This is a genomic window from Aquimarina sp. (genome assembly GCF_977115655.1).
This window is the reverse complement of the sequence record NZ_CDSBKO010000092.1, coordinates 1-13692: the sequence shown is the minus strand read 5'-3', so window position 1 is coordinate 13692 and position 13692 is coordinate 1. Positions and strand designations below refer to the sequence as shown.

Below are 13692 nucleotides of genomic sequence, written 5' to 3'. Positions count from 1 at the left end.
TTGAGGTACGAAATGCGAGGAGTTGTAACGGATAGCCCGACCCAAAGGGACACGCTATTATTTAAAGATAATCTCTATATTATACTCTCTTATAAAAACAGTTTTAGTTATGATACCTAATTTTAATGAATTAAATACATATATATATTGTATGGGTTTTATTATCGTATTATCTTTGTTCCTTTAATTCGAAAAAAAATGATCAAGATTACGTTACCAGATGGTTCTATCAGGAACTATGATAATATTGTAACTGCCATGGATGTTGCAAAAGATATTAGTGAGGGGTTTGCCAGAAATGTAATTTCTGCAAAGTTTAATGAAACTATTATCGAAACCTCTACTGAATTAACTACCGATGGCAATCTTGTTTTGTTTACCTGGAATGATGATGAAGGTAAAAATGCTTTTAGACATTCTACTTCTCATGTTTTGGCGCAAGCTCTTGAAGATTTATATCCTGAAGTTAAGCTATCTATTGGCCCTGCTATTGAAAATGGGTTTTATTATGATGTGGACTTAGGAGAAAAAACTATTTCTGAAAAAGATTTTAAGTCTATCGAGGATAAAATGCTTGAGATTGCAAGAGGAAAACATGAGTTTAAAATGAGATCTGTATCTAAAACTGACGCTTTAGACAAATACAAAAAGGAAGGTAATGCGTATAAGGTTGAATTGATAGAAAACCTAGAAGATGGCACTATTACTTTTTGCGATCATGATACTTTTACAGATTTATGCCGTGGGGGGCATATCCCAAATACGGGGCTTATAAAAGCGGTAAAAATCATGAGCGTTGCGGGGGCTTATTGGAGAGGAGATGAAAAAAACAAGCAATTGACCCGGATTTATGGAACTTCTTTTCCTAAACAAAAAGATTTAAAAGAGTATTTAGAATTACTTGAAGAAGCAAAAAAACGGGATCACAGAAAATTAGGAAAAGAACTTGGGCTTTTTACTTTTTCTCAAAAAGTTGGTCAAGGATTACCTCTTTGGCTTCCAAAAGGAGCTGCTTTACGGGATCGTTTAGAACAGTTTTTGAAAAAAGCACAAAAAAAGGCTGGGTATGAAATGGTGGTAACCCCCCATATAGGTCAAAAAGAATTATATGTTACTTCTGGTCATTATGCAAAATATGGGGAAGATAGTTTTCAACCCATCACCACTCCTGCTGAAGGAGAAGAGTTTTTGCTTAAACCAATGAACTGTCCTCATCATTGTGAGATTTATAATAGCGGCCCTTGGTCTTATCGAGATTTACCGAAGCGATATGCAGAGTTTGGTACTGTGTACCGTTATGAACAAAGTGGTGAGCTTCATGGATTAACGAGAGTAAGAGGTTTTACTCAGGATGATGCGCATATTTTTTGTACTCCGGATCAACTGGATCTGGAATTTAAGAAAGTAATTGATTTAGTTTTATATGTTTTTGGGTCTTTAGGATTTGAAAATTTTACTGCACAGGTATCTGTAAGAGACTTGCAAAATCCTGAAAAATATATAGGAGAAGTTGAAAATTGGGAAAAGGCTGAAAATGCTATTATAACTGCGGCAAAAGATAAAGGGTTAAACTTTGTTATTGAAAGTGGTGAAGCTGCCTTTTATGGACCTAAGCTTGATTTTATGGTTAAAGATGCGTTAGGGAGAAGCTGGCAATTGGGTACCATACAAGTAGATTATAATCTGCCTGAACGCTTTGATCTAACTTATAAGGGCAACGATAATGAATTACACCGACCTGTTATGATCCACAGAGCTCCTTTTGGCAGCATGGAGCGATTTATTGCTATTTTATTAGAGCATACAGGGGGCAATTTTCCGTTGTGGTTAATGCCTGAACAGGCTATTATACTATCTATCAGTGAGAAATATGAAAAATACTGCGAAAAAGTTTTAAATTTGTTAGAAAATGACGAAATTCGCGCCCTTGTAGATAACAGAAATGAAACTATAGGGAAAAAGATTCGAGAAGCAGAGATGAATAAGTTTCCGTATATTATCATTGTAGGAGAGCAAGAAGAAAATGACAATACCATTTCTGTTCGTAAACATGGTGGTGAAGATATAGGTGCAATATCTATTGAAGAGTTTTCGAAAATAATAAATGAAGAAATCAAGAGAACATTAAAACCGTTTAACGGATAATATAAAAAATAAGTTTAATTTAAATTATTAAGTCATAGCAATAAGAAGAAGAAGGTCTCAAAAACCACTGAGAGTAATCAAAGAAGATGCACATAGAATCAATCACAAAATCCGTGTTGATGAAGTACGTCTTGTAGGTGATAATATAGAAGTTGGTGTTTACCCAATAAAGCAGGCTCTACAATTTGCCGAAGAGCAAGAACTTGATCTTGTTGAGATTTCACCCAAAGCAGTGCCTCCTGTTTGTAAAATAATGGATTATAAAAAATTCCTTTATGAGCAGAAGAAAAGAGACAAGGTCTTAAAATCAAAGGCTACTAAGGTTGTTATCAAAGAAATTAGATTTGGTCCGAATACAGATGAACATGATTACGAGTTCAAAAAGAAACATGCTGTTAAATTTTTATCTGAAGGATCAAAACTAAAAGCTTACGTATTTTTTAAAGGGCGTTCTATTATATATAAAGATCAAGGGCAGATTTTACTGCTTAGATTAGCGCAGGAGTTAGAAGAATACGGCAAGGTAGAGCAAATGCCAAAACTTGAAGGTAAACGAATGATTATGTTTATCGCACCAAAAAAGTAAAATATTTCTGATTACAGAGATTATTTAAAATAATTAAGTGAGATTATAAAAACAAGGATACAATGCCTAAAATGAAAACCAAATCTAGTGCGAAAAAGCGTTTTAAGCTTACCGGCACTGGTAAAATCAAAAGAAAGCACGCTTTTAAGAGTCATATTCTGACAAAAAAATCTAAAAAGCGGAAACTTGCTTTAACGCACTCAACACTGGTGCATGCAAGCGATCAAAATAGTATTAAAGAGCAGTTACGTTTAAAGTAACCTACACTTTTTAATCCGGTTAAAATTAATACAAACCAAGGAGTTAGGCTATTTTAAAAGAATTCAATTTTTAAATTATTGAGTCGCCTACTACTAAAAAATTTAAAATTATGCCAAGATCAGTAAATTCTGTTGCAAAAAGAGCTAGAAGAAAAAAAGTTCTTAAGCAAGCTAAAGGTTACTTTGGAAGACGTAAAAACGTTTGGACAGTAGCAAAAAATGCGGTTGATAAAGCGATGCAATATTCGTACAGAGACCGAAGAAATAAAAAGAGAACTTTTCGTGCTTTATGGATCACTCGTATTAATGCAGGTGCCCGTATGTACGGTATGTCTTATTCTCAATTTATGGGTAAAGTAAAAGCTAATGATATCGAGCTAAACCGTAAGGTTCTTGCTGACTTAGCTATGAACAATCCAGAAGCTTTTCAAGCAATTGTTGAAAAAGTAAAATAATTCTTTTTATTAATATAATATTTATCTCACTTATAAAAAAAACCCGCGTTTGAACGCGGGTTTTTTTATGCTTAGCTATACATGTAGTGCATTTCACCGATAAAAACAGTATTTAAGCTATTAAAAAAACAAAATAATCGCTTTTTTTCATTACTTTTAAAAAAACTAAAAAGACATGAAAAGAAACAATTATCTATCAGGATCGATAGAATTCTTTATAGGCCATGAAATTTTAGCAAAAAGCAACAATAAATACTCTGGTTATACTTTTAAAATTAATTTGTCGTTTATTTTTTATGGAACATTAATCTTAAATATCATTTTTCTATTTATCCACTATATTATCATTAAACCTATAGTTGACAAATTTAGATTTTACATAATTACACGTACTAAAAACTTTATTTCTTTTAGTATTAAATATTCAAACAAACAAATAACTTCTGTTATTGGCAACTATATTCTTAAAAATATAGTTGTAATTATTTTGGGGGATCTTATGCAATACAAAAAAGTAATTAACATAAATATTTTATCTGCAATACATTATTCTAATTAAAAACAGAGCTGACAAACACCCCCAATTTGAATGATCAAAAAATGGTTTAAAACAATAACTCTTTCTAAGAAACCTGCGTTTCAAAAAAATCATGAAGAACAAGAAATCATTGATCTAATTGATTTTTTATGGAAAGAAATTAACTCTTCATTCAACACATCAAATTTAAAAGCCAAAGTCAAAAACTTTAAAGCTTCCCCCCTTTCTAAGAAAATTGAAAATTTACCTGAAATGTATTTGTTCATAGAAGAACATATCACAGAAAAAAACTTAAAAAAAAGCCTCGATAAAAAATCTTTACGAAGTATAATTACCGAAAAGCACAACAACTTATTCAAATACAAATCATTTAAGCTAATATTTGTCCCGTTAAAAGAGCAAGAACTAAAACTATGCAAAGGCTTTCTGTCAAAAGTATTATGTAAAACCTCTAAACTTGTTGGAAGCTATAATGACTCTGAAATTTTAAAGATTAAAGAATATCTAAACACTTCATATAACGATTTCAGCACTATTGATATTATCAACGAAAGGAAGATTTTGCTTGATTTTTCGAATAAGATTTTTCTTACAACAAAAAACAATCTGGGTATTAATGTAATTACTAACATTTATTTGTTTGTATACAAAAAACATTACCAATCATATCATTTGCTAGATTCTTTTTCTGCAATACTAAATGTAATTCCAGAAGAGATTCTCTCTAAAAATCTTATCAATTTTCCTAGTAAACAACAAATGCACAAAATGCTTCAAAAGCAGTTGTATAGTCTGGAAGAAATTAATGAAAGGCTTACAAGAGAAATTATTGAAAGAAAAAAAGTTGAGGAAGAACTAAAATACAGTGAACATCTAAAAACTATTATCTTGGAGACGGCAATGGATGGCATTATCTTGGTTAATAGTCTTGGGGTTGTATTAAATTGGAATAAACAGGCTGAAAGCATATTAAAATTAAAAAGAGAGCAAACTATAGGCAAAAGTATTTATCCATTAGTCCCGCATAAATTGCAAGAAGAATTAAAAAGAAGTTTCAATAATTATATTATACACGGGCGTGATGAGTTAATAAACAAAAGGGTTGAAACTTATGTAAAAAGATTAGATGGGTCTTTTGTATATATAGAGCTTACCATTATTGCAATAGAAACCAAAGATGATTATTTGTTTAATGGTTTTTTTAGAGATATTACCGATAGAAAAACTATGGATAATGAGATTAGGGAGGCCAAAGTAATTGCTGAAAAATCAGCAAAAGCCAAATCAATTTTTTTATCCAATATGAGCCATGAAATAAGAACTCCTCTTAATGTTATCCTGGGCCTGGCGGGCATATTACAGAAAAGCAATTTCAGCACTCCGCAGGTAGATAAAAAAAATATAGCAGGAATTCAGTTTTCAGCAGAAAATCTTTTGATACTGGTTAATGATGTTCTGGATTTTTCTAAAATCGAAGCGGGAAAACTTACTTTGCATAACACCAATTTTGATCTTCATGAATTAATTACTAATATTTCTCGTGGTTTTAGAATAAAAGCTGATGAAAAAGGGTTAAAATATACTATGCTTATTAATGAGTCTGTGCCCCGATTTATTATTGGTGACCAACTTCGTTTAAATCAGATTCTAGTTAATTTACTGGGCAATGCTATAAAGTTTACGCAAACTGGTAAAATTACTATCGAAGTAAAAACTGAAAACACAAACAATAAACATGTTACCATTAATTTTTCTGTAAAAGATACCGGAGTTGGGATACCAAAAGACAAATTGCAGGATATCTTTAGTAGTTTTTATCAAGTAAACAAACCAGGAAAAAACAAAATAGAAGGAACAGGATTAGGGCTTTCTATTTCTAAACAACTCATAGAACTACAAGGGGGCACTCTTAACGCCAAAAGCAATCTTAAAACTGGTTCTACTTTTGACTTTTCGATTACATACCTAAAAAGTAAATTCAAATCTTCTGTTCATCGTAAAATTGAAACTACCATTACAGAAAACAACACTGCATTATCTGATTTAAAGGTGCTTGTCGTTGAAGACAACAAAATGAATCAATTTTTTATTAAACAATTATTTTCTACGTGGGGTATCAATGCACACATCGCTGATAATGGTAAAATTGCTTTAGAGAAACTTAAAAACGATATCTATGATCTTATATTAATGGATATCCACATGCCTGTTATGGACGGTCCTGAAACAGCAAAAGAAATCAGACAATCCAAGAATGACCAAATAAACAAAATCCCCATTATAGCTTGCTCAGCAGATGTGTTCCCTGAATCAAAAAAGAAGGCTATTGAATCCGGAATGAATTTTTACCTTACAAAACCACTAAGCGAAAAAGCTTTAAAAGAAATTCTTTTAAGTATACAATCAAATAGCCTATTAAAAACCACAAATAACCACAATAATGTTGTTAAAAATAAGCCTGACTCTTTGGGCTCAAAAAAATTATGTGATCTTTCCTTCTTAAAAAAAACTTTTGATGATGATCCTGAAATTATCAAAAGTGTCCTCGAAATTTTTATGGAAGAGACTACTAAAGATTATGGCATCCTAAAAAACTATTTCAAAGAGAAAGACTATGATAAAATAGAAGACATTGCACAAATGGCACATAAGATCAAATCTAGTTTTAAAACAATTGGACTTCAAAAAGAAGCTTCTGTTTTAGAAAAAATAGAGCACTTGGCAAAAAATAAAGCAGAGTTTACCATCCTGATAAAACATTTTAATAAACTAAACAAATCTTATCCCAAAATCGTTCTTGAAGTAAAACAATTTATTAAAGATTTATCTTCTTTAAATATCTAAAAAAGGAAACATCTTTTTCCTCTCTATTACTATATTTGTTATTATGCAAAACCAGATAAAAAGCTTACAGAATGATAAAATAAAATTTCTTAACCAACTTAAAGAAAAATCGAGAGTTCGTAAGAAAGAAAAACTTTTTATTATTGAAGGCAAACGCGAAATTACTTTAGCTATACAAGGAGGATATACAGTAACGCAACTGTATTACTGTCCTTCTATTATTAATATTGAAGATGTTTTATCTATAGTTACAGCTTCCAAAACTCAAATTGAACTTTTTGAGATCACTATAGAAATCTACCAAAAGCTGGCTTATAGAGTGACGACTGAAGGAATAATAGCTTTGGTGGTAAGTAAAGATATTAGTATTAACAGCTTTGTATTACCTTCAAAAAACCCTCTTATTTTAATAGCTGAAGCACCTGAAAAACCGGGTAATATAGGTGCTTTACTTCGCACAGCAGATGCTGCTCAATTAGATGCGGTATTAATCGCTGACCCAAAAACAGATATATACAATCCAAATATCATACGATCCAGTGTAGGGTGCATATTTACTAATAATATAGCTACAGGATCTGCTCTTGATATTATAAATTTTTTAAAAAAACAAAAGATACATATTTATGGTGCAGCATTACAAGCATCTGTAGATTATCATACACAAGATTATACAAAACCCACAGCCATCGTTGTTGGTACAGAAGCTACCGGATTAAGTAGTTCTTTTATAGAAAACACTACCCAAAACATTAAAATACCAATGAGTGGCATTATAGATTCTATGAATGTTTCTGTAGCTGCCGGAATACTTATTTTTGAAGCAAAGCGGCAACGTGGTTTCAATAATCAAAAGATATAACAATTAAAATAAATTAAAATTCACTAACTTACAATTTCCTGCATCTCCCAAATCTTTAAACCGTTTTAAACCAATGACCCCACATTACCTCTTTTACTTATTAATTGCTATTATCCTTATAGTATTCCTAATAGATTCTTTATTAGACATACTTAATGCCAGACATTACAATAATCAAATCCCGGAAGAACTTACAGATGTCTATCCTAAAGATGAATATGAAAAATCTATCGCCTATAAGCATGAAAACTTTAGATTAAAATTAGTGTCTTCTACGATTTCGCTTCTAATCATGCTTCTGTTTTTCTTTCTTGATGGTTTTGCATGGGTAGATGGCATTTCCAGAAGCATTTCAAATAACCCAATTATTATTGGCTTAGTTTTTTTTGGGATAATAATGATTGGCAGTGACATTCTTTCTACCCCCATTGTTTATTACAAAATTTTTGTTGTTGAAGAAAAGTTCGGATTTAATAAGACTACCATAAAAACTTTTTTTGTTGATAAAATAAAAAGTATTATAATGATGATCGTTGTTGGTGGGGCGCTTTTAGCTTTAATCTTATGGTTTTATGAAATTACCGGAAAATCTTTCTGGATTTATGCATGGGTATTAGTCTCGATATTTACATTAACCATGAACATGTTTTATGCCAAAATCATTGTTCCCATATTTAATAAACAAACTCCTTTAGAACCCGGAACCCTTAGGGATACTATAGAAGCATATTCAAAAAAAGTTGGTTTTCAATTAAAAGATATTTTTGTTATTGATGGCTCTAAAAGAAGTACCAAGGCGAATGCGTATTTTTCTGGTTTTGGAAGCGAAAAAAGAATTACTCTATATGATACTTTAATCAAAGATTTGAATAACGAAGAAATAGTAGCTGTATTAGCTCATGAAGTGGGACACTACAAAAAAAGGCACGTTATTATTAATTTACTTTTGTCGATTGCGCTTACCGGATTAACATTATGGTTTTTATCTCTTTTTATATCCAACCCTCTCCTTTCTGAAGCTCTGAGCGTAAAAACTCCTTCTTTTCATATTGGACTTGTTGCGTTTGGTATTTTATATAGCCCGATTTCTGAAATTACAGGGTTAATAATGAACATAGTATCCAGAGCATTTGAATATCAAGCAGATAACTATGCTAGAGATACCTACAATGAGGAAGCTTTAATAAATAGCCTTAAAAAATTATCTAAAAATAATTTAAGTAATCTTACACCGCATCCGGCTATGGTATTTATTCATTATTCGCACCCAACCCTTTTACAAAGAATTAAAAACTTAAGGAAATAAATCCGTTACTTAAGTACTTGGTGGTTACATTTCTTAATTGTACTTTTAATTATTATAGACATTACACTCATCATTTAAAAAATGATAAGATCTATAAGGTTAATAAAAAGAGAATACTAACACACGATAGATACTTAATAGGGCTTTATTAAAAAACTTTATGTTATGACCGAAGCTGCTATAGAAGAAGAAAACAAAAGAATTGCGAAACAGTATAAAGAACTGCTTCGTATAAGCTATAGAGACTTATCCAAAGAAGATAAATCCCTTATACGCCAAGCATTTGATATTGCTGTAGATGCACATAAAGATCAACGCCGAAAAAGTGGAGAAGCCTATATTTTTCATCCTATTGCGGTAGCGAAAATCGTCGCTAGTGAAATCGGATTAGACGCTACATCTATTGTTGCTGCATTACTTCATGATGTTGTAGAAGACACAGAGTATACCCTTGTAGATATTGAACAACTATTTGGAGAAACTGTTGCCCGAATTGTGGATGGTTTAACCAAAATTTCTTCTTTAAAAAAGGATAGGGATATATCCTTACAAGCAGAAAATTTCAGAAAAATGCTTCTTACTCTTAATGATGATGTAAGAGTTATTATCATTAAAATAGCAGATCGTTTGCACAATATGCAAACCATGGATTCTATGCGCCCCGACAAACAGGTAAAAATCGCATCAGAAACATTATACATATACGCCCCATTAGCACATCGTATAGGTATGTATAATATTAAAACGGAATTGGAGGATCTGGGTCTGAAATATACCGAACCCGAAGTATACAAAGATATTCTGGAAAAAATAAAAGAAAGTAAAGAAGATCAGGATGCTTATATAGAACGCTTTTCTAACAAAATAAAAGAAGGACTCGACAAAGAAAGCTTAAATTATCAGATTAAAGGAAGACCAAAATCTATTTTTTCTATACGAAGAAAAATGGTGAAGCAAAATATTTCCTTTGACGAAGTGTATGATAAATTTGCTATACGAATAATATATAAGTCTGATATTGAGAATGAAAAATTCCTGGCCTGGAAAATTTATACTGTAGTAACAGATTACTACCGACCTAACCCTATTAGATTAAGAGATTGGATTTCTCAACCTAAATCTACAGGTTACGAAGCATTGCATATAACAGTTATAGGACCGGATAGTAAGTGGGTAGAAGTACAGATTCGAAGCGAGCGTATGCATGAAATCGCAGAAAAAGGATATGCTGCCCATTATAAATATAAAAATAATGAAGAAAAACAAGATCAGGAAGGATTAGATGGATGGCTTGATCGCTTACAAGAAGCTTTAGAAAATTCTGAAACAAATGCTGTAGATTTTGTAGAAGAGTTTAAACTAAACCTTTATGCTAAAGAAATATTTGTTTTTACCCCTGAAGGAGATCTCAAATCTTTACCAAAAGGCGCTACTGCATTAGATTTTGGTTTTAGTGTACATACCGAAATCGGGTTAAAAACAAGGGGAGCAAGAGTTAATGGAAAATTAGTCCCTTTAAGCCAGGTATTAAAAAGCGGAGACCAAGTAGAAGTTATTACTTCCTCAAAATCAAAGCCTTCTTCGAGTTGGTTAGATTATGCAACTACCGCAAGAGCCAGATCAAAAATAAAATCTGCATTACGAGATGAGAAAAAACAAATTGCCGAAGATGGTAAAGTCATCCTAAAACGCAAGCTTCGTTCTCAGAAAATAACGATGAGTGAAAAAGTAGTAAACGAACTTGTACTTTATTTTAAACTTAAAACAAGTTTGGACTTATTTTACAGAGTAGGAATAGGAACTATTGATAATCAAAAAATAAAAGAGTTTGCTACCACCAGAAGCAATGTCTTTATGAATTTTATTAAAAATAGGATTCGACGAGGTAATATTAAAGATATTGATAAAGAAGAGATTACATCCAAGTATGATCTTTTGGTTTTTGGTAAAGACTCAGAAAAATTAGAATATAAACTATCCAACTGCTGTAATCCAATCCCCGGAGATGATGTTTTTGGGTTTATCACTGTCAATGAAGGCATAAAGGTTCATAAAAACGATTGCCCAAATGCTCTACAGTTGCAAAGCAATTATGCCTATCGTATTATTTTAGCAAAATGGATTGATTCTAGTCAAGAAGAATTTAAAGCTGTGATCCGACTTAATGGTATCGATAATATAGGAGTAGTAAATGAAGTAACTCAAATTATTTCAAACAATATGAATCTTGCCATTTACAATATGAATTTTGACACTAATGATGGTGTTTTTACAGGTAAAATAACGGTAGGGGTCAAAAATAAAAACACCTTAAAAACGGTTATAAAAAACCTCTCTAAGATTAGCGGTATAGACAAAGTGGTTAGAGAATAGAATGCAGGTTTATAAAATAAAAAACAAAATAGTTATAAACAGAAGTATTTTAAGGTTTGTTGAAAAAGTTTAAACCACTTCTGTGTTTTTTTTAAAAAACTACTACTTTTAAAAAGGTTAAAATAATCGTTTTAAAACACTGTATCCCTATAAAAAATAATGTAACTTTGCCTTTTTAAACGTATGAGTACTAAAGCAACTACCCAGAACGATCAAATCATCGTTAAAAACGTGTTTACCAGTTTTTTAGAAGAAAACGGACATAGAAAAACACCTGAAAGATACGCTATACTTCAAGAAATTTATGAAAATGATAAACATTTTGATATTGAATCTTTATATATCAAAATGAAAAACAAAAATTATCGGGTAAGTCGTGCTACACTATATAACACTATAGAACTATTGCTGGATTGTAAATTGGTAAGAAAACATCAATTTGGTCAAAATCAGGCTCAATACGAAAAATCTTATTTTGACAGACAACATGATCACCTAATCCTAACAGATACAGGAGAGGTATTAGAATTTTGTGATCCTAGAATTCAATCTATAAAAAAAACAATCGAAGAAATTTTTGATGTAGATATTACAAATCATTCTTTGTATTTCTATGGAACTAAAAAGAAATCAACTAATCAAGACAATTAAATAATGGCGGTAAATTTATTACTTGGTCTTCAATGGGGAGACGAAGGTAAAGGGAAAATTGTAGACGTTCTTACAAAAGATTATAATATAATAGCACGATTTCAAGGGGGGCCTAATGCTGGACATACTCTTGAATTTGATGGAATAAAACATGTGTTACACACTATCCCCAGCGGTATTTTTCATGATAAAGCCATTAATCTGGTTGGAAATGGTGTGGTAATAGACCCTGTTATTTTTAAAAAAGAACTAGACAACCTTAACAAATTTAACCTGGATTATAAGTCCAAGTTATTAATTTCCAGAAAGGCTCACTTAATTCTTCCAACACACAGAATACTGGATGCCGCTTCTGAAGCTTCAAAAGGAAAAGCTAAAATTGGATCTACCTTAAAAGGAATCGGACCTACTTATATGGATAAAACGGGTAGAAATGGTATTCGGGTAGGAGATTTAGAACTTAGCGACTGGAAAGAACGTTATCGCGCTTTAGCAAATAAACATGAAGCAATGATTGATTTTTATGATGCTTCAATCGAATATAATTTAGAGGAGTTAGAAAATGAATTTTTTGAAGCTATAAAAGTCTTAAAAACACTAACTTTTATCGATAGCGAAGAATATTTACATCAAGCACAAAAAGAAGGAAAAACAATTTTGGCAGAAGGTGCTCAAGGATCATTATTAGATATAGATTTTGGAACTTATCCTTTTGTGACTTCTTCAAATACAACTGCCGCAGGAGCTTGTACCGGTTTAGGTATTGCACCAAATAAAATCAAAGATGTATTTGGCATATTTAAAGCATACACCACACGAGTAGGCAGCGGACCGTTTCCTACCGAACTATTTGACGAAGATGGAGAAACAATGGGGCGTGTAGGTCATGAATTTGGAGCAACCACAGGCAGAGCAAGAAGATGTGGCTGGTTGGACTTAGTTGCTCTAAAATATGCTGTGCAGGTAAACGGTGTAACGCAATTAATGATGATGAAAGGAGATGTTTTAAGTGGATTTAACACCTTAAAAGTCTGTACTGCGTATAAATACCAAGGCAAAACAATTACTCATCTGCCATACAATATTGAACCTGAAAATGTGACTCCTGTCTACACCGAAATGAAAGGCTGGGCAGAAGATCTTACCGGTATGACAGAAGCATCTCAATTACCTAAAGAACTAAATGATTACATTTCGTTTTTAGAAAAAGAACTGGAAACACCTATTACAATTGTTTCTGTAGGACCCGATAGAAAACAAACTATACATCGATAAAAACAAAATATGCAAAAAAATAAGGTCTTGAAATTTCAAGACCTTATTTTTTTGCATATTTTTTAATTACCCAAATATATAAAACTATTGATTACTAAAATAAAAATACGGCTTGGTCTATTGAATCTACACTATGTGTTATAAAATAAACAGGTCTGCCTTCAATAACAGTCTAAAAACGCCTCTCTGTAGTTATTAAAAACTATTATGAATAAGAAAAAGAACTATTAAAGAAACTTCTATATCAAGAGCCTCTATAAAGTATATTTGGTGAAAAAACAGATATTTTGATTCTGACTTAAGAATTATGTATTCAAAAAACCAAAAGATAAATTATTTTTTTTGACACTGTTTCATTAAGTGTGTAACTTAAAATATCGAGGGTTTGACTTTTTTA

11 protein-coding genes are annotated in these 13692 nt (G+C 31.6%); all 11 read left to right on the top strand.

Annotation, left to right across the window (positions count from 1 at the left end):
* The first annotated feature begins 198 nt into the window (after positions 1–198).
* Complete coding sequence (gene thrS / locus ACZIYX_RS22615) at positions 199–2145, top strand: threonine--tRNA ligase (protein ID WP_462684535.1); 1947 nt, start codon at positions 199–201, stop codon at positions 2143–2145.
* Between the two features lie 67 nt (positions 2146–2212).
* Positions 2213–2731 carry a translation initiation factor IF-3 gene (infC, locus tag ACZIYX_RS22610; RefSeq protein WP_462684536.1) on the top strand — a complete coding sequence of 173 codons (519 nt, stop codon included), beginning with the start codon at positions 2213–2215 and terminating at the stop codon, positions 2729–2731.
* Positions 2732–2793: 62 nt separating this feature from the next.
* Positions 2794–2991, top strand: coding sequence for a 50S ribosomal protein L35 (gene rpmI, locus ACZIYX_RS22605; RefSeq protein WP_462684534.1), 198 nt, complete (start codon positions 2794–2796; stop codon positions 2989–2991).
* Positions 2992–3101: 110 nt separating this feature from the next.
* Complete coding sequence (gene rplT, locus ACZIYX_RS22600) at positions 3102–3446, top strand: 50S ribosomal protein L20 (RefSeq protein WP_462684533.1); 345 nt, start codon at positions 3102–3104, stop codon at positions 3444–3446.
* A gap of 175 nt (positions 3447–3621) precedes the next feature.
* Positions 3622–4005 carry a hypothetical protein gene (locus tag ACZIYX_RS22595; protein WP_462684532.1) on the top strand — a complete coding sequence of 128 codons (384 nt, stop codon included), beginning with the start codon at positions 3622–3624 and terminating at the stop codon, positions 4003–4005.
* Between the two features lie 30 nt (positions 4006–4035).
* Complete coding sequence (locus tag ACZIYX_RS22590) at positions 4036–6828, top strand: ATP-binding protein (protein ID WP_462684531.1); 2793 nt, start codon at positions 4036–4038, stop codon at positions 6826–6828.
* A 43-nt stretch (positions 6829–6871) separates the two neighbouring features.
* Entirely contained in the window at positions 6872–7690 is an 819-nt protein-coding gene (locus ACZIYX_RS22585) for a TrmH family RNA methyltransferase (protein ID WP_462684530.1), read from the top strand.
* Between the two features lie 73 nt (positions 7691–7763).
* The gene (locus tag ACZIYX_RS22580) at positions 7764–8996 is read left to right on the top strand and encodes a M48 family metallopeptidase (protein WP_462684529.1); all 1233 of its coding nucleotides are present in this window, start codon (positions 7764–7766) and stop codon (positions 8994–8996) included.
* A gap of 165 nt (positions 8997–9161) precedes the next feature.
* Positions 9162–11369 carry a RelA/SpoT family protein gene (locus ACZIYX_RS22575; RefSeq protein WP_462684528.1) on the top strand — a complete coding sequence of 736 codons (2208 nt, stop codon included), beginning with the start codon at positions 9162–9164 and terminating at the stop codon, positions 11367–11369.
* A 183-nt stretch (positions 11370–11552) separates the two neighbouring features.
* A complete protein-coding gene (locus ACZIYX_RS22570; RefSeq protein ID WP_462684527.1) occupies positions 11553–12020 on the top strand; it encodes a Fur family transcriptional regulator in 468 nt (155 codons plus the stop codon).
* Between the two features lie 3 nt (positions 12021–12023).
* The gene (locus ACZIYX_RS22565) at positions 12024–13295 is read left to right on the top strand and encodes an adenylosuccinate synthase (protein ID WP_462684526.1); all 1272 of its coding nucleotides are present in this window, start codon (positions 12024–12026) and stop codon (positions 13293–13295) included.
* Positions 13296–13692: the final 397 nt, after the last annotated feature.